Annotated in this window: 20 protein-coding genes; 12 read left to right on the top strand and 8 right to left on the bottom strand. The window is 75.3% G+C overall.

Annotated features, from left to right (window positions below; all coding sequences use genetic code 11):
- Positions 1–96 precede the first annotated feature (96 nt).
- Positions 97–1,329 (top strand): aminotransferase class I/II-fold pyridoxal phosphate-dependent enzyme, encoded by a 1,233-nt coding sequence (locus ACIO92_RS03495; protein WP_366442815.1) that lies wholly within the window; start codon positions 97–99, stop codon positions 1,327–1,329.
- Positions 1,330–1,685: 356 nt separating this feature from the next.
- Complete coding sequence (locus ACIO92_RS03490) at positions 1,686–2,720, top strand: MBL fold metallo-hydrolase (RefSeq protein ID WP_366442816.1); 1,035 nt, start codon at positions 1,686–1,688, stop codon at positions 2,718–2,720.
- Here the strand turns inward: ACIO92_RS03490 and ACIO92_RS03485 are convergent.
- Both ACIO92_RS03485 and ACIO92_RS03480 read right to left on the bottom strand, forming a co-directional pair.
- On the bottom strand, positions 2,700–3,404 hold the full coding sequence (locus tag ACIO92_RS03485; RefSeq protein WP_401237428.1) for a DedA family protein: 705 nt from the start codon (positions 3,402–3,404) through the stop codon (positions 2,700–2,702). The two genes, ACIO92_RS03490 and ACIO92_RS03485, sit on opposite strands and share 21 nt — an antisense overlap.
- Positions 3,401–4,180: an MBL fold metallo-hydrolase gene (locus ACIO92_RS03480; protein WP_366442818.1), complete on the bottom strand. Its 780-nt coding sequence runs from the start codon at positions 4,178–4,180 to the stop codon at positions 3,401–3,403. The genes ACIO92_RS03485 and ACIO92_RS03480 overlap by 4 nt, the downstream gene beginning before the upstream one ends.
- Positions 4,181–4,316: 136 nt before the next feature.
- Here ACIO92_RS03480 and ACIO92_RS03475 point away from each other — a divergent pair, with 136 nt between their 5' ends.
- The 7 genes from ACIO92_RS03475 to ACIO92_RS03445 all read left to right on the top strand — a co-directional run bounded on the left by ACIO92_RS03475 (position 4,317) and on the right by ACIO92_RS03445 (position 11,796).
- Positions 4,317–4,721 carry a hypothetical protein gene (locus ACIO92_RS03475; RefSeq protein WP_366442819.1) on the top strand — a complete coding sequence of 135 codons (405 nt, stop codon included), beginning with the start codon at positions 4,317–4,319 and terminating at the stop codon, positions 4,719–4,721.
- A gap of 109 nt (positions 4,722–4,830) precedes the next feature.
- Complete coding sequence (locus ACIO92_RS03470; RefSeq protein WP_402058540.1) at positions 4,831–6,972, top strand: phage holin family protein; 2,142 nt, start codon at positions 4,831–4,833, stop codon at positions 6,970–6,972.
- Positions 6,973–7,037: 65 nt separating this feature from the next.
- The gene (locus ACIO92_RS03465) at positions 7,038–8,450 is read left to right on the top strand and encodes an amino acid permease (protein WP_402280999.1); all 1,413 of its coding nucleotides are present in this window, start codon (positions 7,038–7,040) and stop codon (positions 8,448–8,450) included.
- Positions 8,451–8,697: 247 nt separating this feature from the next.
- Complete coding sequence (locus ACIO92_RS03460; RefSeq protein ID WP_402281001.1) at positions 8,698–9,084, top strand: hypothetical protein; 387 nt, start codon at positions 8,698–8,700, stop codon at positions 9,082–9,084.
- Between the two features lie 57 nt (positions 9,085–9,141).
- Entirely contained in the window at positions 9,142–9,300 is a 159-nt protein-coding gene (locus tag ACIO92_RS03455) for a hypothetical protein (RefSeq protein WP_366442823.1), read from the top strand.
- Between the two features lie 94 nt (positions 9,301–9,394).
- A complete protein-coding gene (locus tag ACIO92_RS03450; RefSeq protein WP_366442824.1) occupies positions 9,395–11,221 on the top strand; it encodes an alpha/beta-hydrolase family protein in 1,827 nt (608 codons plus the stop codon).
- A 152-nt stretch (positions 11,222–11,373) separates the two neighbouring features.
- The gene (locus ACIO92_RS03445) at positions 11,374–11,796 is read left to right on the top strand and encodes a hypothetical protein (RefSeq protein WP_401237421.1); all 423 of its coding nucleotides are present in this window, start codon (positions 11,374–11,376) and stop codon (positions 11,794–11,796) included.
- On the opposite strand, the gene ACIO92_RS03440 is transcribed toward ACIO92_RS03445, so the two are convergent.
- Positions 11,793–12,665 (bottom strand): helix-turn-helix transcriptional regulator, encoded by an 873-nt coding sequence (locus ACIO92_RS03440; RefSeq protein WP_366442826.1) that lies wholly within the window; start codon positions 12,663–12,665, stop codon positions 11,793–11,795. The genes ACIO92_RS03445 and ACIO92_RS03440 overlap by 4 nt on opposite strands.
- Positions 12,666–12,756: 91 nt before the next feature.
- Between ACIO92_RS03440 and ACIO92_RS03435 the strand changes: the two genes are divergently transcribed.
- On the top strand, positions 12,757–13,062 hold the full coding sequence (locus tag ACIO92_RS03435; protein WP_366442827.1) for a 4a-hydroxytetrahydrobiopterin dehydratase: 306 nt from the start codon (positions 12,757–12,759) through the stop codon (positions 13,060–13,062).
- Between the two features lie 484 nt (positions 13,063–13,546).
- Here ACIO92_RS03435 and ACIO92_RS03430 read toward each other — a convergent pair whose 3' ends face one another.
- Entirely contained in the window at positions 13,547–14,431 is an 885-nt protein-coding gene (locus ACIO92_RS03430) for an NmrA family transcriptional regulator (RefSeq protein WP_402281004.1), read from the bottom strand.
- 99 nt (positions 14,432–14,530) lie between these two features.
- Here ACIO92_RS03430 and ACIO92_RS03425 point away from each other — a divergent pair, with 99 nt between their 5' ends.
- Positions 14,531–15,463 carry an AraC family transcriptional regulator gene (locus ACIO92_RS03425; RefSeq protein WP_366442829.1) on the top strand — a complete coding sequence of 311 codons (933 nt, stop codon included), beginning with the start codon at positions 14,531–14,533 and terminating at the stop codon, positions 15,461–15,463.
- Between the two features lie 79 nt (positions 15,464–15,542).
- Positions 15,543–16,469, top strand: a complete 927-nt coding sequence (locus ACIO92_RS03420) for a class I SAM-dependent methyltransferase (RefSeq protein ID WP_402281006.1) — start codon at positions 15,543–15,545, stop codon at positions 16,467–16,469.
- A 24-nt stretch (positions 16,470–16,493) separates the two neighbouring features.
- Here ACIO92_RS03420 and ACIO92_RS03415 read toward each other — a convergent pair whose 3' ends face one another.
- The 4 genes from ACIO92_RS03415 to ACIO92_RS03400 form a co-directional block, all read right to left on the bottom strand.
- The gene (locus tag ACIO92_RS03415) at positions 16,494–16,958 is read right to left on the bottom strand and encodes an RICIN domain-containing protein (RefSeq protein ID WP_366442831.1); all 465 of its coding nucleotides are present in this window, start codon (positions 16,956–16,958) and stop codon (positions 16,494–16,496) included.
- Positions 16,959–17,205: 247 nt separating this feature from the next.
- Positions 17,206–18,000: an aldo/keto reductase gene (locus ACIO92_RS03410; RefSeq protein WP_402281211.1), complete on the bottom strand. Its 795-nt coding sequence runs from the start codon at positions 17,998–18,000 to the stop codon at positions 17,206–17,208.
- Positions 18,001–18,189: 189 nt separating this feature from the next.
- Positions 18,190–20,013, bottom strand: coding sequence for a long-chain fatty acid--CoA ligase (locus ACIO92_RS03405; protein WP_366442832.1), 1,824 nt, complete (start codon positions 20,011–20,013; stop codon positions 18,190–18,192).
- A gap of 598 nt (positions 20,014–20,611) precedes the next feature.
- Positions 20,612–21,508 (bottom strand): LysR substrate-binding domain-containing protein, encoded by an 897-nt coding sequence (locus tag ACIO92_RS03400; protein ID WP_366442833.1) that lies wholly within the window; start codon positions 21,506–21,508, stop codon positions 20,612–20,614.
- Positions 21,509–21,717: the final 209 nt, after the last annotated feature.

Below are 21,717 nucleotides of genomic sequence, written 5' to 3'. Positions count from 1 at the left end.
GATGCGCCCCCCGGAACGGCGAGAACGGAAGAACCTTCGTATAAAGGGCACAAGGGTGCCGTCCCGGCGCCCCCGTGCGCCCAGGAGGTACGGGACATGAGGGAGACGGCTCCGGACGGTCGCGGCCCGGTGCGCCACGGCCCTCCCGGCCCCGACACCGGACTGCCCGTCCTGCCGGGACTCGCCGGTCTCCTCGCCGCCGCCGCGGACCGCACCGCGCCCGAGCCCCCCGGCGGCGGACCCGTCCTGCGCGAGGCCGCCTCCGGCTACTGGTGGCGCCGGGGCCTGCGCACCCACCCCGAGGACGTGGTGGCCGCCCCCGGCGCCCCCGCCCTGCTGCTCGCCCTGCTCGCCGCGCACGGCGGTGACCTGCTGCTGCCCCGGCCCTGCCCCGCCTGGTGGACCCCGCAGGCCCGTCTCCTCTGCCGCCCCGCCTACCACGTGCCGACGCCCGCCGAGTGCGGCGGCGTCCCCGATCCGTACGCCCTCCTGGAGACCGTCCGGCGGGTCCGGGCGGAGGGCGGCACACCGCGCGTCCTGCTGCTCTCCGCCGCCGACGACCCCACCGGCACCGTCGCCCCGCCCGAGACCGTCCGCGAGGCGTGCGAGGCCGCCGTCGCCGAGGGCCTCCACGTCATCAGCGACGAGACCTGGCGCGACACCCTCCACCACCCCGGGGACGACGTGTTCCTCAGCCCGGCCGAGATGTGCCCCGGCGAGGTCACCGTCCTCAGCGATCTCGCGGGCGCGCTCACCCCCGCCGCCTGGCCCTGCGGCGTCGCCCGCTTCCCGCCCGCGGGCCCGGCCCGCGCCGACCGCTGGAGCGACCACAGGGCCCGCGTCCTGGACGTCCTCACCGTCCTCGGCGCCGTCGTCCCCGGGCCCGTGGCCCCCGCCGCCGCGCACGCCCTCGACGAGCCCGAGGACGTGACCGTACGGGCCCGCAGGGCCGCCGCGATCCACGGGAGCCTCGCTGCCGCCGCGCACCGCGCCGTCCTCGCGGCGGGAGCCCTCGCCCGGCCCCCGAGGGCAGGCCGTCACCTCTACGCCGACCTCGGGCCGCTGCGGGCCGGGCTCGCGGACCGGGGCGTCACCGACTCGCTGGAACTGGAGGACCACCTCACCGCCCGGCTCGGGGCCCCCGCCACCGGCGGCCAGCGCCTCGGCGACGAACTCGGCGCCCTGCGCGTCCGGTTCGGCACCGGCATGTTCCTGGGAGCGACGGCGGAGGAGCGCTCCGAGACGCTCACGGCGGACGAGCCGGTGAACCTCCCGCACGTCGCCCGGAGACTGGCGGAGTTCGGCGCGGCCCTGGAGGAGCTCGGATGACCCGCCCCACGGACACCCCGCCCGCACCCCTCCGCCGGACCCGTACGTCCGGCGTCGCCCCGACGGCTGGAACCACCGCACTCACCGTCCCCGCCCTCACCGTCCCCGCCCAGGCCGGGGCCGCCGCTACGGCCCCGGCGCCCGCCCCGCCCCGCCCCGCCCGCCACCCTCCCCGGCCCCGGCCGCCCGCGTGGCCGTACGCCCGGCGCCCCGCCGGGACCCGTACTCCCGGCCCCGCCCCGCCCGCCGCCCGTACGGGCCCGGCCCGTACCCCGGCGACGACCGGCCCCGTACGCCCGGTGGTCGCACCCCCCGAGCACCCGCCCCCTCCCTCCCGCGCGGAACGGAGCCCGCAGATGACCGAACGCACGGCCGACCCCGCACGGGCCCCCCGGACCCCGCACCGCCCCGGTCCGGACACCGGGGCCGGTCTCCAGCCCCTGGGACGGCTCCGGGCGGACTGGCCCCGCAGCTTCGCCGACCGGCTCACCGCCCCCCTCCCCGGCGTCCGGGCCCTGGCCCGGCTCGCCAGGGAGGGGGCGGTGCGGCCCCCCGCCGAAGGGCTCAGGGACATCCCCCTGCTCCCCTTCGAGCCGGGCCCGCTGCCGCTCGCCGGTCCCGACACCCTCGCCGTCACCTGGGCGGGCCACGCGAGCTGGGTGCTGCGCGTCGGCGGACTCACCGTCCTCACCGACCCCGTCTGGTCCCGCCGCATCTTCGGCACCCCCGCCCGGCTCACCCCGGTCGGCGTCCGCTGGGAGGACCTGCCGCCCGTCGACGCCGTGGTCATCAGCCACAACCACTTCGACCACCTCGACGCGCCGACCCTCAAACGGCTGCCCCGCGACACCCCGCTGTTCGTCCCCGCCGGACTCGGCCGCTGGTTCGTCCGCCGCCGGTTCACCCGGGTCACCGAACTCGACTGGTGGGAGGCGGCCGAACTCGACGGCGTCCGCTTCGACTTCGTCCCCGCCCACCACTGGTCCAAGCGCACCCTCCTGGACACCTGCCGCTCCCTGTGGGGCGGCTGGGTGCTCACCGACGGAGCGGGCCGCCGGGTCCACTTCGCCGGGGACACCGGCTACGGCCACTGGTTCGCCGAGATCGGCGGCCGCTACCCCGGCATCGAGCTGGCGCTGCTCCCGATCGGGGCCTACGACCCCCGCTGGTGGCTCAGCGACGTCCACACCGACCCCGAGGAGGCGGTCCGCGCCCATCAGGACCTGGGCGCCCGCCGGATGGCCCCGATGCACTGGGCCACCTTCGTGCTGTCGTGCGAGCCCGTCCTCGAACCGCTCGCCCGGGTCAGGGCCGCCTGGGAGAAGGCCGGGCTGCCCCGCGAGGACCTGTGGGACCTGCCGGTCGGCGGCTCACGGGTGCTCGCTCCCTGAAGCCCCCGCCCCCGGCGCCCCGCCCGCGTCCCCGCCCGGATCGCCCGCCCCGCCCTTCGGCCGCCGCACCCGCCGCCACAGCGCGGGCCCCGCGCTGATCAGCAGCGTCAGGCCCACCGCCGCGACGACCCCCTGCCACGGCTCGGGGAAGAGCGAACCGCCCAGGATGCCGATCAGCTGGTACGTCGCCGCCCACGCCAGACACGCGGCCACGTCCCCGCGCACGAAGCGCCGCAGCGGCATCTCCGACAGCAGACAGGCCAGCATGACGGGGATGCGCCCGGCCGGTACGAGCCGGGACAGGACCAGGACGGACACCTGATGGGTCTCCAGCCGCTCCTGCGCGTGGACGAGCCGCTCCGGCGTCACCCGGCCGCGCAGGGCCTCCAGCCAGCGCGAGCCGTTGCGGGAGCGGACCCCGCGCTGTCCGAGCCAGTACAGGGCCGTGTCGCCGAGGAAGGCGGCGAAGGCGGACACGAGGAAGACGAAGAGCAGGGAGAACGGCGAACTCTGGTGGAAGGCCACCACCGCCGCCGAACTCACCAGGGCGCCCGTCGGCACGACCGGGACCAGTGCGCCGAGCGCCACCAGCAGGAACAGCGAGGGATACCCCGCCGCCTGCTGGGTCGACTCCGGCGGCAGCTCCCGTACGACCGCCGCGATCCGGGTGAACCCGTCGATCACCGGGCGACCTCCGGCCGTACCCGCTCGCCGTGGCCGAGCAGATGGACCGCCACCCCGGGCGCGAGCCGTGCCGCGTGCCGGACGAACTCGTCGCCCGGCGAGTGGAACTCGTGCGGCCGCACCCCCTCCAGACCGATCGGCCAGTACGTGCCGTAGTGCACCGGCACCGCCGCCGCCGGGGACAGCGCCGCCAGCGCCTGCGCGGCACGGCCCGCGTCCAGATGCCCGTGCCCCAGGTACGGGCCCCAGCCGCCGACCGGAAGCAGGGCCACGTCCACCGGTCCGACCGCCTCGGCCATGCCGTCGAAGAGCCCGGTGTCCCCGGCGAAGTACGTCCGGGCCTCGCCCTCGACGACGTATCCGAGCGCGGGCGTGCGGTGCGGTCCCACCGGCAGCCGCCGCCCGTCGTGGCGCGCGGGCACCGCCCGTACCGTCACCCCCTCCACCGTCACGGTGTCGCCCGGCCCCACCTCGGCGAGCCGCAGCCCGTGCCCGTCGAGCCTGCGCAGTCCCGGCACGGCGTCCGGGGCGCCGCGCGGCACGATCAGCAGGGTGCCGGGCGCGAGCCGGGCCAGCGACGGCAGGTGCAGGTGGTCGGCGTGCAGGTGCGAGACGAGGACGGCTTCGGCGCGGGTCGCCTCGGGCGGCGGCGCGGCCCCGCGCCGCCGCCGCAGATGGGCGAGCCGCCGCGCGAACAGCGGATCGGTGAGGAAACGGACCCCGGAGTCCTCGACCGTGCAGGTCGCGTGACCCCACCAGGTGACCTCCACCGACATGCCGCCTTCCGTCCTCCGGGGGCCGGGCCGCCGTTCACGATGTCCGGCGCCGTTCCGTACCTCCGTAACGAGGGTAAATGTCCGGGGAGGGCGCCGGAGGATGTTCGACCGTCCCGGACCGCAGTAGGGTCGGGCCATGGACGACGTTCGGGTGGCGGCGATCGCCAGTCTCACCCCGCTCGAAGAACTGGACAGCGAGCCCTTCCTTGTCGACACGCGCGGCCAGCACGCGGTGTGTGCCCGCTGGGCGCACGACAAGGGGTACGTGGTCGCCCGCCAGCTGCTGTTCTACGGCATCCGGCCCGACCACGCGGCGCTGTGGGCGGACGTGGAGGCGGGCGCGGTCGACCTCTTCGTCGCGGCCAGCGAGCGGGTCCTCGCCCGCGCGGTGACCTCCGTGCCCGGATTCCGTGCCGAGTGCGAGCGCAGGGGCGTGCGCGTGGAGACCGTCTCGCTGGACGAACCGGCCTACGACGCTGCGGCGAAGGCCGGGGTGCACCGGCGGCTCTCCATGCCGACGGCCGGGTACGACGGCGTCTGACCGGGCCCGACCTGACACACCAGACGCCCCGCCGGTGCTCTCTTTCCGCCGTCGCCCGTGGGCGTTGTGCCACGCTTGGGGCAGGTAACGGGCGAAAGGCGAGGCCGGCGTGGGTGACGGGCGATGGGGCGGCGCCGACCGCTGGCGGGCCGCGGGCCGCGCGCTGGCGCGGGTGGTCGTCGTCTGGGCGGTGTCCACGCTCACGATGCTCGTGCTCGCCGGGGTCCTCCCGGACTTCCAGCTCCAGTCCGCCGACGGCGACAGCCTCACCCGGACGGCGCTCACCGCCGCCTCGGCGGCCGGTGCGTTCGGGCTGCTCGGCGCGCTCGTGTGGCCGCTGCTCGTCCGGGCGCTGCTGCTCGTCCCGGCGCTCGTCCTCGGCCTCCTCGTCTTCTTCCTGAACGGTTCGCTGCTGCTCGTCGCGCTCTGGCTGATCCCCGACGGGCGGGGCGCCGCCGACCCCGAGACGGCCGTCGTGGTCGCCGCCGCCATGTCCGCCGTGGCCTCCGCCACCTCCACCGCCCTCGCCGTCCGCGACGACGACGCCTACCGGCGCCGCCTCTACCGGCTGACCGGCCGCACCCGTCCCCGCGCGCCGGGGGACGCGCCGGAGCACACCCCCGGCACGGTCTTCCTCCAGCTCGACGGCGTCGGCCACCGCGTCCTGCGCCGGGCCGTCGACGACGGTCTGATGCCGACCGTCGCGGGACTCCTCGACGCCGGACACCGGCTCACCCCCTGGCGCACCGACTGGTCGAGCCAGACCGGCGCCAGCCAGCTCGGCATCCTGCACGGCTCCAACGAGGACGTGCCCGCCTTCCGCTGGTACGAGAAGGACACCGGCCGCCTGATGGTGTCGAACCGGCCCTCCTCCGCCGTCGAGCTCCAGCGCCGGGCCGTGCGCCGCACCGGGGACGGCGGGCTCCTCACCTTCGACGGGGCGTCCCGGGGCAACCTGTTCAGCGGCGGGGCCGACCAGCTCGCGCTCGTCCTGTCGATGGCGGGGCGTCGCGGCCCCCGCAACCGTTCGCGCGCGGGCTACTTCGCGTACTTCTCCGACCCCGCGAACGCCGTCCGCACCGCCGGGTCGTTCGTCACCGAATGCCTGCGCGAGACGGTCCAGTCGACCCGGGCGCTGCTGCGCCGCGACACCCCGAGGGTCTCGCGCGGCGGCACCTACCCCTTCGTGCGCGCCTTCGCGACGGTCCTGGAACGGGACGTGGTGGTCTCCGCGGTGATGGGGGACATGCTCGCCGGGCGGACCGCCGTCTACGCCGATCTGGTGGCCTACGACGAGGTGGCGCACCACTCGGGTCCGCACGGCCGGGACACCGACCAGGTGCTCCGCCGTCTCGACCGCTCGGTCGGACTGATCGTCACGGTCGCCGAGCACGCCCCGCGCCCGTACCGGATCGTGCTCCTCTCCGACCACGGGCAGAGCCCGGGGGAGACCTTCGAGGGGGCGTACGGGCTGACGCTGAAGGACCTGGTGCGCGCCGGGTGCGGGCTGCCCGTGCCGCGCCGGGTGCGCAGGACCCGCAGCGGCTCGGAGGCGCGGGACGCGGCCAGGGACGCGCTGCGGCTCGCGCTGCACCGGCCGGTGGACGAGACGGGGGAGTCGGCGCGGGAACTGCCCGCCCGGCCCTCGGAGCCGGTGGTCCTGGCCTCGGGGAACCTCGGGCTGATCTCCTTCCCCGACGTGCCGCACCGGATGACCCGGGAGGAGATCGAGCGGCGCCACCCGGCGCTGCTGCGGACCCTCGCGCACCATCCGGGCATCGGTTTCGTGCTGGTGGCGAGCGCCGAGCACGGTTCGGTGGTGCTGGCGGGGGACGGCACGGAGGTGCCGGTCGCGGAGCTCGACGACACCGGGCCGCTGGCCGTCTTCGGACCGGGTGCGGCGGACGCGGTGCGGCGGACCGACGGCTTCCCGCACGTCGCGGACGTGATGGTGAACTCGATGCACGACCCGGTGACGGGGGCGGTGCACGCCTTCGAGGAGCAGATCGGTTCGCACGGCGGGCTCGGCGGCGAGCAGACGCGGCCGTTCCTCCTGTCGCCGCCGGAGCTGTCGGCGCCGGTGGGTCCGGGGGAGGAGCTGGCCGGTGCCGAGCAGGTGCACCGGGTGCTGCGGCGCTGGCTGAGGGAGTGCGAGGGCCCGCAGGTGCCGGTGGAGAATCCGCCGTCCACGGACGGATCGGAATCACTTCTTCCGGTTGAGCGGCCGGTCACACAGGACAAAAAGCGCTGATTTGGATGCCTCTTCGCCGCTACCGGACGATGGCCCGGAATGTACGACGGAAGGCGCACCACCCGATGAGCACGGCCACCACGCCACCCCGGAGCGGACCGGCGGACCCCGCGGCAGCCGGCGCCCCCGGCACCGAAGAAGGCGACTCCCGGCACGCCCGGCGCTTCGGACTTCCCGTCGCCACCGCCCTGGTCATGGGCAACATCATCGGCGGCGGCATCTTCCTGCTGCCCGCCTCCGTCGCCCGCTACGGCACGATCAGCCTCGTCGCCTTCGGCGTCCTCACCCTCGGCGCCATCGCCCTCGCCCTGGTCTTCGGCCGTCTCGCCCACCGCCACCCGAAGACCGGCGGACCCTACGTCTACGCCCGCGAGGCCTTCGGCGACTTCGCCGGATTCCTCACCGCCTGGTCGTACTGGATCACCACCTGGGTCTCCAACGCGGCCCTCGCCGTCGCCGCCGTCGGCTACCTCGACGTACTGCTGCCCGTGCACGGCTCGATCACCGCCACCATCGCCGCCGCGCTGCTCATCCAGTGGATCCCCGCCCTCGCCAACCTCGCGGGCACCCGCTACGTCGGCACCGTGCAGGTCGTCGCCACGGTCCTCAAGTTCGTGGCGCTGCTCCTCGTCGCCGTCGGCGGCCTCTTCGCCTTCGACAGCGCCAACCTCGGCCCCTTCCACGCGGAGGGCGGCAGCGCCCTCGGCGCGGTCTCCGCCTCCGCCGCGATCCTGCTCTTCAGCTACCTCGGCGTGGAGTCCGCCGCCGTCAGCGCGGGCGAGGTCCGCGACCCGCGCCGGAACGTCGGACGCGCCACCGTCCTCGGCACCCTCGCCGCCGCGCTGCTCTACCTCCTCACCACCCTGTCCGTCTTCGGCACCGTCCCGCACGAGCGGCTCGTCTCCTCCACCGCCCCCTTCACGGACTCGGTCGACCTGATGTTCGGCGGCTCCTGGGGCGGTACGGCCGTCGCCTGCATGGCCCTCGTCTCCATGCTCGGCGCGCTCAACGGCTGGACCCTGCTCAGCGCCCAGACCCCGTACGCCGCCGCCCGCGACGGGCTCTTCCCGAAGGCCTTCACCCGCAAGCGGCGCGGAGTGCCCACGGTCGGCGTCGCCGTCACCGTCGTCCTCGCCTCACTGCTGACCGTCTACAACTACACCTCGGGCAACCCGCGCGTCTTCGAGACCCTCGTCCTCGTCACCACCTTCACCGCGACCGTCCCGTATCTGCTCTCCGCCGCCGCGCAGCTCTACTTCCTGCTCTCCGGCCGCCCCGACCGGGTGAACCGCGCCCGCCTCGTCCGCGACACCCTCCTCGCCCTCACCGCCTTCGGCTTCTCCCTCTGGCTGGTCGCGGGCTCCGGCCACGCCGCCGTCTACCAGGGCGTCCTGTTCCTCTTCGCGGGCGTCCCGGTGTACGCCTGGATGTCGGCCCGCAGACACCGGGCGGCGGCGTCCTCGGCGGAGCGCACCTGACGCCCGGAACACGGCCCCGGTGGCGGTGTCGGTCGGTGCGGCGCGGGCCCGGCGGTGCGGCCCCGGTCCGAGAGGGGCTGGTGCGAGAGGGGCTGGACGGACACCCGCCCGGTGTCGCCCGGCTACACGGGTTCGACCCCCCGGATCACCGGATCGGGTGAATTCGGTGCCCTGGGTGTAGCCCGACCGGGCGGATCTGCGGTCCCGGACGTCGGCCCGCCGCCCCCACGGGGCAATACGCATCTCCATGAGCCCCGCGTCCGGACCGCCCGCCGCGCCCGCCACCCCGGCGGGCCTCCGGACACGTCCGGCGCACCGCCGCGGGCACCGCTGGATCGCACTGCTCCTCGTCCTCGCCGCGCTCCTCGGCACCGGAGCCGCCACGTCCATCGGAGGCGCCGAGGCCCGCCCCGCGTCCGCCGCACCGGCGCCCGACCCGGGAACCGAGAGCTACGAACCCGCCGCCCCGGCGACCGGGCTGCCCCCGCGCCCGCGACGGCACACGACGGGCCTGCGCTCCGGCCGGCCCCCGCTCCCGCACCACGGCGGACGGCGGTCCCACCGGGCCCCGGCCCCCGCCCCCGTACCCGGCCCGCGCGGCGGAGCGTTCCGGTGCGTGGTGATGCGCTGCTGAGAGACCCGGTCTCCAGCGGCATCCCCATCATCCCCCCGCACCACAAGGAGCTCCGTCATGCCCGTCGACCCCTTCGCCGTCCTCCAGGCACTGCTCCGCGCCGAGGCCTCCCGCTCCCAGCGCGCCGCCCGTCTGGCGCCCGAACCCGCCGCCCCGGCCCCGGAGCCCGCCCCCGCGCCCGAGCCGTCCACACACCGGGACGATCCCACCCGCTGACCCGCGGGGGCGCCCGGCCGCCCCCGCACCGACCGACGCGGGCCCGGTGAAATCCGATTTGCGTACCGGTGGACGGACGTACGAGGCTGTTCCGATGACCTCGACCGACCGGAACACCAGCCCCGATCGGTCCGCCGGACCCGCCTCCGGCCCGCCCGGCACCCCACCGGACGGGCCCCGCCCCGCGCTCCCGCGCCGCGCCGCCGACCGGCTCCTCGCCTTCGCCCGCCACCCCTACCTGGACCGCCCCGACCCCTCGTACCGCGTCCGCCGCTGGCCCGACCTGATCGCGCTCTGCTTCGCCACGGTCTTCCTCTGGTCGAGCCTGACCCCCTCCCTGGTGCCCCGCCCCTGGTACCTCCAGGGCCTCGTCGGCGGCATCACCGCCACCATCGGATACGCCCTGGGCTCCGCCCTCGCCTGGCTCGTCAGGGCCCTGGTGTCCCGACGGCCACCCGAACGGTTCCGGGCCCGCTGCTGGCAGGCGTACTGGCTGCTCAGCCCGGTGCTCACGGTCTGGCTCATCTCCGAGAGCGCCCGGATGCAGCGCCAGCTCCGGGCCCTCCAGGGCCTTCCGCCCGCCCTCACCTGGCACACCCCGATGATCGCGCTCATCGCGCTCGGCCTGCTCCTCCTCGCACTCCTCGTCGCCCGCTCCGTCCGGCTCGCCGCCGCCACCCTCATACGGCAGCTCGGCAGGCTCCTGCCCCGGCCCGTGGCCTTCGGCGTCGGCGCGCTCGTCTCCACCCTCCTGGTCCTCGTCGGCGTCCGCGACGTCGTCTTCGACCGGGGGGTCGTCGACATCGCCGACCGCGTCTCCGCCGCCACCAACGGCGACACCAAGGACGGCGTCCACCGCCCCCGCTCCCACCATGTCTCCGGCGGGCCGGGCTCCCTCCTCCGCTGGGCGGACCTCGGCTACCAGGGCCGTAACTTCACCGGCTCCGTCCCCACCCGGGACGACCTCACCGCCTGGACCGGACGGCCCGCCCGCGACCCCGTCCGGGTCTACGTGCCCTCCGCGCTGCCCGCCGCCTTCGAGGACGACCGCCCGTTCGCGGCGCAGGCGCGGCTCGCCGTCCGCGAACTCGAACGCACCGGAGCCTTCGACCGCGCGGTCCTCGCCGTCGCGGGCACCACCGGCACCGGCTGGGTCGACCCGAACGTCGCCGAATCCCTGGAGTACATGTACGGCGGCGACACCGCGATCGTCGCCGTCCAGTACTCGTACCTGCCCAGCTGGGTCTCCTTCCTCGTCGACAAGGAGAAGGCGGGCCAGGCCACCCGCGCCCTCCTCGACGCCGTGCGCGCCCGGCTCGACGCGCTCCCCGCAGACCACCGGCCCCGCCTCGTCGTCACCGGCGAGAGCCTCGGCGCCTACGCCGTCGAAGCCTCCTTCGACAGCGCCGACGACCTCCTCGCCTCCACTGACGGAGCCCTCCTCCTGGGCACCCCGAACTTCTCCCCGATCTCCCGGGAGATCCGCCGCGACCGCGACCCGGGCAGCCCCGTCTGGCGCCCCCAGTACCGGGACGGGCGCCACATCCGCTTCGCCCAGTTCCCCGAGACCGACCTCGCCCGCCCCGACGCACGCTGGGAACAGCCCCGGGCCGTCTACCTCCAGAACGCCTCCGACCCCGTCGTCTGGTGGTCGCCCGACCTCCTGCTGAGCCGCCCCGACTGGCTCCGGCCGCCCCTCGGCCCCGACATCACCCCCGAGATCCGCTGGTTCCCCTTCGTCACCTTCTGGCAGACCTCCGTCGACATGGCCGTCTCGTACGGGGTCGACGCCCCGCACGGACACCGCTACGGCGCGGGCTCCGTCGACGGCTGGGCCGCCGTCCTCCCGCCCCCCGGCTGGACCGCCGCCGACACCGCCCGGCTCCGCGCGCACATCGGCCACCGCCCGGCCGCGTACTGAACGGCCCGGCCGGAAACCGCATTACCTCCCACGTAATCGACCCGCCCCGCGCCGCCCGGCATCCTCAGGGACACCGGAACCCGGGCGGCGCACTCCGCTCGGGCTCCGGGACCACCACCAGCACGAACGTCCCCCATGGAGGGTGATCCGCCATGTCCCAGGCCCTGCTCGCCGGTCTCGCCCGCACCGACCGCCCCCAGACCGCGGTGCGCCGCGTCCTCGCCCTCGACGCCGTCGTCACCGGAGCCAACGGCATCGCCTACGCCGTCGCCTCCGGCCCCCTCGGCGAACTCCTCGGGGTCGACGCGGGGCTCCTCCTCGGACTCGGCCTCTTCCTCACCGCGTTCGCCGCCGGGGTCGCCCTGCTCGCCACCCGCCCGCAGCCCCCGGCGACCGCCGTGAAGCTGGTCGTCGACGCCAACGCCCTCTGGGCCGTCCTGAGCGTCGTCGCCCTCCTCACCTGGCTGGAGCCGACCACGGCCGGTCTCCTCTGGACCCCCGTACAGGCGCTCACCGTCGCCGGATTCGCCGCACTCCAGTGGACCGCCCTGCGAGCCGTCGCCGCCGGACGCTAGGCCGTCCCCTCCCGGGGCCCGTCGGTGTCGTCGGTGTCGTCGAACGGAGGCAGCGACCGCAGATACGCGACCGTCGCCGGGTCGGCCGGAAGGAACGTCTCGATGGCCAGCTCGGCGACCGTCACGTCCAGCGGGGTGTTGAACGTCGAGATCGACGACACGAACGACAGCACCCGCCCGTCGTGCTCGATGCGCAACGGCAGCGCGAAGTACGGGTACGCGCCCCCGTCCGCCGCGCCCCCGTCACCCGCACCGCCGCCGTCCGCACCCGAGGGCACGGGATACGCCGCCACCTCCGCGTACAGCGCCCGCAGCGACTCCGAACGCGCCAGCCCGATCTGACGCTCCATCTGGGCCAGCAGATGCCCCCGCCACTCCGGCAGGTTCCTGACCCGGGGCGCCAGCCCCTCCGGGTGCAGGGTGATCCGCATCGCGTTCAGCGGCGGGGCGAGGAGGTGCTCCGGCAGCCCGTCGAGCAGCATCCCGATGCCCCGGTTGGCCGCCACCACCGTGTACGAACCGTCCACCACCAGCGCCGGATACGGCTCGTACCCCCGCAGCAGCCGCCCGATGCCCTCCCGGAGCGTCTCCAGACGCGGGGCGTCGAGCGGCGACTGCGTGTACCGGGGCGCGTAACCGGCGGCGAGCAGCAGCGCGTTCCGGTCCCGCACCGGCACCTCCAGGTGCTCGGCGAGCCGCAGCACCATCTCCTCGCTCGGCCGCGACCTGCCCGTCTCCACGAACGAGATGTGCCGCGCCGAGGAGTCCGCGCGCAGCGCCAGCTCCAGCTGGCTCAGCCGCCGCCGCTCCCGCCACCCCCGCAGGAGCGGTCCCACTCCCGCCACCGTGTCGCTCACGACCGTCGTCATGGCCAGACGGTATCCCAGAGGCACGCCCGGGTACGTTCCCCCGGGGACCCCTGTCCGTCACCCGTACCGCCCGACCGGAGGGAGCACCGCCGTGCCCACACAGCCGCTGTCGCAGAAGGAGATCGAGGACCGTCTGCGGGAGCTCCCCGGCTGGTCCGCAGGAGACGGCCGCCTCACCCGCTCCTACCGTCTCGCGGACCACTTCGCGGCCACCGCGCTGGTCGTCCATGTGGCCCAGATCCAGCAGGAACTGGACCACCACTCCGACCTGACCCTCGGCTACGACACCGTCCTCCTCTCCGTGCGCACCCACTCCGCGGGCGGCTCCGTCACCGAGAAGGACTTCGCCCTCGCCGAACGCGTCGAAGGGATCGCCCCCGGCCACGGCGCCCACTGACCCGGTGGCCCGCCCCGGCCACGCCGGGCCGGGCCGCACATGGGGAAGACCGAGCCCGGCCACGAGGCCGGGGCCGCGCACGGCGACCGGGCCCGGGGCGGGGAGCCCCGGGCCGCCCCGGCCGCCGGAGCCGTTCCCCGGCCTGTCCCGCCCGGCGCCCGCACCCTGACCGACCACCCGGCCCGCCGCACCGGGATGTCGCCGGAGGACCCACCACGACCGGACCGCGCGGGTACGGGGCCGACACCGCCCACGCCGTGGCTTCGGCCGCCGCCACCGGACGGCGTGCTCCGGCCGTCACCCCCGGACGTGACCCGCCGACCCGTGGGGGAGCACCGCGCGTCTCCGGCGGCCGACCGGCCCCGGCCGAGCCACCCGCTTCGGACGTCGGGACGTCCACCGCGCCCGGACCCGACGTTCCCCGCCCCGGCGGCCCCGACCGCCTGCCGGGTCCCGGCCCCACCGCTCCCCTCCGCGGCGCCGCTCAGGTGCCGCTCCCGCCCCACACCCCGTCCGCGTACCGCGTGAACGAGCGCGGCTCGCGGCCGAGGACCCGCTCCACCCCGTCCGTCACGGAGGAGTTGTGGCCGTCGAGCAGCGACGCGAACAGGGCGGCCACCCACTCCGCCTCCGGCGCGGGAATCCCGAAGCCCGTCAGCAACTCCGCGTACGCCTCCCCGGACACCGGCTCGTAGACCACCGGACGGCCCGAGGCGCGGGAGATCTCCGCCGCCACCTCGGCGAAGTCCACCGCCCGGGGCCCCGTCAGGTCATGTGCCCGCCCCGCGTGGGCGTCGTCCGTCAAGGTCTCCACGACGACGTCCGCGAGGTCGTCCGCGTCGATGAACGGCTCGCGCGTGTCCCCCGCGGGAAAGACGAGCGTGCCCGCCGCCACGCCCTCCGCGAGCAGTCCCTCGGAGAAGTTCTGCGCGAAGAACGCGGCCCGTACGACGGCCAGTTCCACCCCCTCCGCCGCGTTCCGCAGGGCCTCCTCGGCCACCGCCGCCTCCGGCTCCCCGCGCCCCGACAGCAGGGTGATCCGCCGGACCCCGCCCTCCACGGCCAGCCGCCCGAAGGTCTCCATGGCCTCCACCGCGCCCGGCGCGGCCAGATCCGGGTAGTAGGCCACGTACGCCGAGTCCGCGCCCCGCAGCGCCGCCGCCCAGGTCTCCGGGTCCTCCCAGTCGAACGGGGTGGGGCCGCGCCGGGCCCCGGCCCGGACGGTGAGCCCGCGTGCCGCGAGCCGCTCGGCGACCCGCCGCCCCGTCTTGCCGGTGGCGCTCGTCACGAGCACGGTCCGCGCGTCGTGAGCGCCCTGAACGTTCTGTGTGTTCTGTGTGTTCTGCGTGTCGTCCGTCTGCTTCGTCATGGCTCAAGACTTCCGCCCACGGCCCGCGCCGCCCATGCTCCGCCGTCTCGCCCCCCTGCGTCTGCGTCTCACCGGCCCGCCCGCCTACCCTTGCGACCCATGGACGCACTCGCCGGACTCCTCGACGGACCCCGTGCCAGGGGCGCCTTCCTGCTCCGCATGGTCATGGAGCCGCCGTGGTCCGTGCGCGTCGAGGACGGCGCGCCGATCTGTCTGATGTGCGTCACCGAAGGCGAGGCGTGGATCGTCCCCCGCACCGGCGACCCGGTCCTGCTGCGGCCCGGCGACCTCGCCGTCGTCCGGGGACCGGAGCCGTACACCGTCGCCGACGTCCCGGACGCGCCGCCCCGCGCCCTCATCGGCCCCGACGGGTCCTGCACCACCCTCACCGGGGAGCCGCTCGCCGAGTCCATGCGGCTCGGCGTCCGGACCTGGGGCAACGCCCCCGACGGGCGGACCACCGTCCTCGTCGGCACCTACCGGATGGACGGCGAGGTCGGCCGTCGTCTCCTCGACGCCCTGCCGGACCTCGCGCACCTGCCCGCCGAAGGGTGGCGGTGCCCCCTGATGCCCTTCCTCGACGAGGAGATCGCCCGCGACGAACCCGGCCAGAGCGTCGTCCTCGACCGGGTCCTCGACCTGCTGCTCATCGCCGGGGTCAGGGCCTGGTTCTCCCGGCCCGGCGCCGAGGCGCCCGCCTGGTACCGGGCGATGGGCGACCCGGTGGTCGGCCGGGCGCTGCGGCTGCTCCAGGACGACCCGGCCCACCCGTGGACCGTGGCCTCGCTCGCCGCGAAGGCGGGCGTGTCCCGGGCGGCGCTCGCCCGCCGCTTCACGGCGCTCGTCGGCGAGCCCCCGATGGCGTACCTCACCGGCTGGCGGCTCGCGCTCGCCGCCGATCTGCTGCGCGAGACCGACGCCACCGTCGAGTCCGTGGCCCGGCAGGTCGGGTACAGCGGCGCCTTCGCCCTCAGCGCCGCCTTCAAACGGGTCCGGGGGATCAGCCCGCAGGAGCACCGCACCGGGCCGTGACCTCCCGGAACCCCGGGAACGATTTGCCGTAGCGGCAACATTTCTCGCGGATACGGCCGGTCCGGCACACTCTGGTCCCATGAGTCAGCAGAGCGCGTCCCACCACGACCACCAGCCCGGCCGGGGACACCGGCACGGTCACGGGCACGGTCCCCACGACAGCACCCACCTGGACTGGAACGAACTGGCGCCCGTCCTGGAGCGCCAGGCCGAGATCGCGGGCCCCGCCTACGCCGAGGCCGCCGCCTGGCTGGGCACCCTCGCCCCGGTGCCCGGCGTCCGCCGCGTCCTCGACGTCGGCAGCGGCCCCGGCGTCATCACCGCCCTGCTCGCGGAGGCCTTCCCGCTGGCCGAGACGGTCGCCGTCGACGGATCCCCGGAACTCCTCGCCCGCGCCCTGCGGCACGCCGGGGCGCGCGGCCTGGGCGGCCGGGTCTCCACCCTGCACGCCGAACTCCCCGAGGGCATCGCCGGTCTCGGGCGGGCCGACCTGATCTGGGCGGGCAACTCCCTGCACCACCTCGGCGACCAGCGGGCCGCGCTCGCCGAGTTCGCCGGGCTGCTCGAACCGGGCGGTCTGATGGTCCTCGTCGAGGGCGGTCTGCCCACCCGCCACCTGCCCCGGCACATCGGCATCGGCCGCCCCGGTCTCGAAGCGCGTCTCGACGCCGTCCACGCCGACTGGTTCGGCGAGATGCGCGCCGGACTCCCCGACAGCAAGGACGAGCCGGACGACTGGCGCGCCCTGCTCGCCGGCGCCGGACTCACCCCCTCGGGCACCCGCACGTTCCTCACCGACGTCCCGGCGCCGGTCGCCCCGGTCGTACGGGACATGGCCGTGATGCACCACGAGCGGCTCAGGGAAGGGATCGGCGCCCATCTCGACGCCGACGACCGGGCGACCCTGGACCGGCTCCTCGACCCCGCCGACGCGCTCTCCCTCCACCGGCGCACGGACCTCTTCCATCTGACGGCCCGTACGGTCCACACCGCCCGCAAGGGCTGACCGACCGGCCCTGCGGCCCCTGGGTCAGGACACCGGCTCCAGCCGCCACCACTGGAACGGGGAATCGGTGTCCTCCCACTGGCGCACATCGGCGCCCGGTTCCGTGGAACCGTCCGCGACCTCCAGGAACAGCCCGCTGACGAAACTCACCAGGGCCACCGTGCCGGGCGACTGGAGGTCCTGCTCGATGATCCACTCCTGGGCACCGAAGTTGTTCGCCCGCCACTGCTGGACGCGGGCGCCGTTCTCCGTGGACGCGTTCGCCACGTCGAGCCGCTTGCCGCCCGCCGCGTTGACCAGATGGTGCGGACCGCCACCGCCCGGCACCGGCGAGATGTGCCACTGCTGCCCGGCCGTCCCGTCGTCGGCGGCCTGCCGCACCCTGGCTCCGCTGCGCGTCGAGCCCTCGAACACCTCCAGGAGCAGACCACTGCCCACGTTCCGCACCCGGTAGAGACCCTCCGCCACGGGCCCCGGCGCACCGCTCACCGCTCCGACTCCTCCTGTTTCCGTTCCGTACGTCCGACGGGCCGCCGCGCTCCGGCCGTCGGCCAGGACCTCACGCCCCGTCACCGACCTTAAGCGCCGGGTACGACAACGGCCCCGCCCGGCGCGGCCCGACCGGCGCAGTCAGTGGGCGGCGGCGATCGTCGCTCGACGCGTACGCCTACCGGCCCCGGACGCGCCGCAGGCGCCGCACCACGGAGACGGCACGGCGCCGCGGGGCGCGACTCCTTCAGGCGCCGACGTTGAACTCGGCCGGGTCCGGGCCCAGCCGACGGGACTCGTCGAGCGCGGAGATCGCGGCCAGGTCCTCGGCGTCCAGCTCGAAGCCGAAGACGTCGATGTTCTCCCGGATGCGCGCCGGAGTGACCGACTTCGGGATCACCACGTTCCCCAGCTGGAGGTGCCAGCGCAGCACCACCTGGGCCGGGGAGCGGCCGTGCTTGCGGCCGATCGCGACGATCGCCGGAACCTCCAGGAGGCCCTTGCCCGAGCCGAGCGGCGACCACGCCTCGGTCGCGATGCCGTACCGGGCGTGCGCCTCGCGCGACCCGGCCTGCGGAAGCTGCGGGTGCAGCTCGATCTGGTTGACGGCGGGCACCACCGACGTCTCCCCGATCAGCCGCTCCAGGTGCTCGGGGAGGAAGTTCGAGACGCCGATCGCCCTGGCGCGCCCGTCCGCGTGGATCTTCTCGAACGCGCGGTACGTGTCGACGTACGCGTCCTTCGCGGGCGTCGGCCAGTGGATCAGGTACAGGTCGACGTGGTCGAGCCCGAGCTTGTCCAGGGAGGCGTCGAAGGCCTTCAGGGTCGCGTCGTAGCCCTGGTCGCTGTTCCACACCTTCGTGGTGACGAACAGGTCCTCGCGGGCGATCCCGGAAGCGGCGACGGCCCGGCCGGTGCCCTCCTCGTTCCCGTAGACGGCGGCGGTGTCGATCGAACGGTAACCGGCCTCCAGGGCGGTCGCGACGGCCGTCTCGGCCTCGTCGTCCGGCACCTGCCAGACACCGAAGCCCAGCTGCGGCATCCGGACGCCGTTGTTCAGGGTGACCGGGGGAACCTTGCTGTCCGTGCTCACGTGGGAGGGGTCCTTACGTTGTCGCTGGCCGTGGCGGGCGTACGTCCACCACGGCGGGTACGGGTACTCCCCACGACAACGATCACGGGCCGCCCCGCATTCCGGTCCCGCCGGAAACCGCCTCCGCCGGGCGGGCGCTCATCCGTACAGCGCCTCGACCTCGGCCGCGTACGCCCGCTCGATCGCCTTCCGCTTCAGCTTCAGGGACGGGGTGAGCAGCCCGTGCTCCTCGCTGAACGGATGCGCGAGGATACGGAAGGTGCGGATCGACTCCGCCTGCGAGACCAGCGTGTTCGCGGCCACCACCCCCCGCCGGATCTCGCTCTCCAGGGACGGGTCGCGGACCAGCTCGGCCGGTCCGAGGGGGGCCCGTCCCCGCATCGCCAGCCAGTGCTCCACCGCCTCCCGGTCGAGCGTCACCAGGGCGGCGACGTACGGCCGGTCGTCGCCGACCACGATGCACTGGGCGATCAGCGGATGGGCCCGCACCCGCTCCTCCAGGCCCGCCGGGGCGACGCTCTTGCCGCTGGACGTCACCAGGATCTCCTTCTTCCGCCCGGTGAGCGTCAGGTATCCCTCCTCGTCGAGGGAGCCCAGATCGCCGGTGGCCAGCCAGCCGTCGCTGAGGACGGCGGCCGTCTCCTCCGGGGCGTTCAGGTAGCCGGAGAAGACCTGCCCGCCGTGCACCCACACCTCACCGTCCTCCGCGATGTGCACCGTCGTCCCCGGCACCGGCTGCCCGACCGTGCCGTACCTGACGCGCCCCGGCGGGTTCGCGGTGGCGGCGGCCGACGACTCGGTCAGCCCGTACCCCTCGTACACCGTGATCCCCGCCCCCGCGAAGAAGAGCCCCTGCCCCCGGTCCATCGCGGAACCGCCGGACATGGCGTGCCGGAGCCGCCCGCCGAGCGCCGCGCGGACCTTCCCGTACACCGTCTTCTCGAAGAACTGGTGCTGTACCCGCAACGCCGCCGAAGGGCCGGGGCCGGTCCCGAAAGCCCGCTGCTCCAGCGCCTCCGCGTAGCCGACCGCCACCTCGACGGCCTTGTCGAACGGGCCCAGCCTGCCCTCCCGCTCCGCCTTGCGCCGCGCCGCCTGGAAGACCCTCTCGAAGACGTACGGCACGGCGAGCACGAAACTCGGCCGGAACGCCGCCAGGTCCGGCAGCAGTTCGTCCGCCGTCATCACCGGCTGGTGCCCCAGCTTCACCCCGCCGCGGACCGCCGCCACCTCCACCATCCGCCCGAAGACGTGCGCGAGCGGCAGGAACAGCAGCGTCGACGCGGGCTCGCCCGGCCGGGACCGGAACACCGGCTCCCACCGGCCCACCAGCATGTCCGTCTCGAACATGAGGTTGGCGTGGGTGAGGACACAGCCCTTCGGACGGCCGGTCGTCCCCGAGGTGTAGACGACCGTCGCCACCGTCTCCGGGGTCACCGCACGCCGGTGCCGGTGCACCACGTCCTCGTCGATGTCCGCGCCCGCCGCCGTCAGCTCGCCCACCGCGTCCGCGTCCAGCTGCCACAGCCGCCGGAGCAGGGGCAGCCGGTCGATCACCGAACCGACGGTCATCGCGTGGTCCTCGTGCTCCACCACACACGCCGTGGCCCCGGAGTCGTACAGCGTCCAGAGGACCTGCTCGGCGGAGGACGTCGGGTACACCGGTACGGGCTGCGCGCCCACGGTCCACAGCGCGAAGTCGAACAGCGTCCACTCGTAGCGGGTACGGGCCATCACCGCGACCCGGTCGCCGAACCGCACGCCCTCCGCGATCAGCCCCTTCGCCAGCCCCAGGACCTCGTCCCGGAACCGCGCCGCCGTCACGTCGTACCAGGCACCGTCCGGGCCCTTGCGGCCCAGCACGACCCGGCCGGGTTCGTCCTCGCCCCGCGCGAACACGGGGTCCGCCAGACCACCCGCCCGAGGCGCCGCCTCGACGGGCGGCACGGTGAACTCGCGCACTGCTCCTCCTCGACGGCTCCATGGCTGGCTCGGTGGCTGGAAACGGCCTGTTGACGCGCTCCGTACGGCGGGGCGACCGTACCCCACCCGACCGCCCGGTGGGAGGGCCTTCACCAAGCCGGGACATTCCGTGTTCGTACAGGTCAGAATGGGTGGGGGAGGGAAGTCGCGGGGACGGAGGAGCCTTCGCGTACCGGACGGTACGGGCCCCGGCCGGGAATCTCCACGGAATCTGTACCGACCGCGCACGCAACCCGCCGCAGGCCGATGATCGCCCCTCCGGAGGAGCGGCGCGGCCCACGGCCCGCGCGGCGGTCACGGACCCGGCCGACCCGGCGCCGCGCACGGTTCGGTACGTCGGCGTCGTCCCCTTCGGGTGGCCGCCGGGCTTCGGCGTCACACCCGCCCCACGGGATCTGTCGCCGCCACCTCACGGGATGCGGCATCCCTCATGACGCACGGGGACGCGACCCGGCCGACTCTCCACCCGTCGCCACCGGCCTGCGCTCCGGACCCAGCCTCAGCCCAAGCCCTGTCCCTCCCCGCCCGGCTGCCCCTCCCCGCCCGGCCCCACCGGGCCCCCGCTCACCCCGCCCGCTCACCCCGACCGGTGCAGTCGGTCGCCGCCCGCCAGGATCGCTTCCGCCAGGGCGTCCGCCGCCTCCCGTGCCGTCCCGCCCCGGCCGCCACCGCGCAGCACGAACCCCACCTCGCCGAGGTCCGGCAGCCCCGCGCGGGCCGGGACCGGGACCAGACCCGGCGGCACCATGCCCCGCGTGTGCACCATCACGCCGAGCCCCGCGCGGGCCGCCGCCACGTTCGCGCTCAGGCTGGAACTCGTACACGCGATCCGCCACGCCCGGCCCCCCGCCTCCAGCGCCTCCAGAGCCCGCGCCCGGGTGATCCCCGGCGGCGGATACAGGATCAGCGGCACCGGGCGGTCCGGATCGAGCCGCAGCCCCGGCGCCCCGATCCAGATCAGCGCGTCCTCCCACACCAGCCGCCCGCCGCTCTCCGTGCCGTGCCGCTTCGCCAGGATGAGATCGAGCCGGCCCGCCGCGAGCCGCGCCTGGAGCGTCCCGGACAGCTCGACCGTCAACTCCAGGTCGACCTCGGGGTGCTCGCGCCGGAACGACTCCAGGATCTCCGGCAGCCGGGTCGTCACGAAGTCCTCCGAGGCCCCGAACCGCAGCCGCCCGCGCAGCCGGGTCCCGCCGAAGAACGCCGCCGCCCGCTCGTGCGCCTGGAGGATCGTCCGCGCGAAGCCGAGCATCGCCTCACCGTCCTCGGTCAGCGCCACCCGGTGCGTGTCACGGACGAACAAGGGCCGCCCGGTCGCCGCCTCAAGGCGCCGCACGTGCTGGCTGACGGTCGACTGGCGCAGCCCGAGACGGCCCGCGGCCCGGGTGAAGCTCAGCGTCTGGGCCACGGCGAGGAAGGTGCGCAGCTGAGTGGGCTCGTACACGGGGACGACCGTACCGCGCTCATCGCGCATCGCGATGACAGTCAGAGCGCTGTGCGGGATTCCCGATCACCGCCGGATGGAGCAGGATGGGGAGGCGTGCCCTCGTCCCCGGCAGACAGGGGGCACGCGCGGGTCCCCGGGGGCACGGCGCACGGGTCCTCCGCGTCGGGGGCACAGCGCGTCCCGTGGGACGAGGGCCGCCTGAGGACCTGCCGGGGCCGGGAGCACGCACCACCCCG

The organism is Streptomyces sp. NPDC087215 (genome assembly GCF_044744885.1).
In the GTDB taxonomy this organism is placed as follows: Bacteria; Actinomycetota; Actinomycetes; order Streptomycetales; family Streptomycetaceae; genus Streptomyces.
The sequence above is the reverse complement of the archived record's forward strand: the minus strand, read 5'-3'. Positions and strand labels throughout refer to the sequence as shown.

Excerpts from the sequence above, each read along its gene's own strand:
- ACIO92_RS03455 (WP_366442823.1), top strand. The coding sequence starts at position 9,142 with ATGCCCGTCGACCCCTTCGCCGTCCTCCAGGCACTGCTCCGCGCCGAG.
- ACIO92_RS03460 (WP_402281001.1), top strand. The coding sequence starts at position 8,698 with ATGAGCCCCGCGTCCGGACCGCCCGCCGCGCCCGCCACCCCGGCGGGC.
- ACIO92_RS03490 (WP_366442816.1), top strand. The coding sequence starts at position 1,686 with ATGACCGAACGCACGGCCGACCCCGCACGGGCCCCCCGGACCCCGCAC.
- ACIO92_RS03430 (WP_402281004.1), bottom strand. The coding sequence starts at position 14,431 with ATGACGAAGCAGACGGACGACACGCAGAACACACAGAACACACAGAAC.
- ACIO92_RS03440 (WP_366442826.1), bottom strand. The coding sequence starts at position 12,665 with ATGACGACGGTCGTGAGCGACACGGTGGCGGGAGTGGGACCGCTCCTG.
- ACIO92_RS03445 (WP_401237421.1), top strand. The coding sequence starts at position 11,374 with ATGTCCCAGGCCCTGCTCGCCGGTCTCGCCCGCACCGACCGCCCCCAG.
- ACIO92_RS03465 (WP_402280999.1), top strand. The coding sequence starts at position 7,038 with ATGAGCACGGCCACCACGCCACCCCGGAGCGGACCGGCGGACCCCGCG.
- ACIO92_RS03475 (WP_366442819.1), top strand. The coding sequence starts at position 4,317 with ATGGACGACGTTCGGGTGGCGGCGATCGCCAGTCTCACCCCGCTCGAA.
- ACIO92_RS03420 (WP_402281006.1), top strand. The coding sequence starts at position 15,543 with ATGAGTCAGCAGAGCGCGTCCCACCACGACCACCAGCCCGGCCGGGGA.
- ACIO92_RS03425 (WP_366442829.1), top strand. The coding sequence starts at position 14,531 with ATGGACGCACTCGCCGGACTCCTCGACGGACCCCGTGCCAGGGGCGCC.
- ACIO92_RS03450 (WP_366442824.1), top strand. The coding sequence starts at position 9,395 with ATGACCTCGACCGACCGGAACACCAGCCCCGATCGGTCCGCCGGACCC.
- ACIO92_RS03400 (WP_366442833.1), bottom strand. The coding sequence starts at position 21,508 with ATGCGCGATGAGCGCGGTACGGTCGTCCCCGTGTACGAGCCCACTCAG.
- ACIO92_RS03410 (WP_402281211.1), bottom strand. The coding sequence starts at position 18,000 with ATGCCGCAGCTGGGCTTCGGTGTCTGGCAGGTGCCGGACGACGAGGCC.
- ACIO92_RS03480 (WP_366442818.1), bottom strand. The coding sequence starts at position 4,180 with ATGTCGGTGGAGGTCACCTGGTGGGGTCACGCGACCTGCACGGTCGAG.
- ACIO92_RS03495 (WP_366442815.1), top strand. The coding sequence starts at position 97 with ATGAGGGAGACGGCTCCGGACGGTCGCGGCCCGGTGCGCCACGGCCCT.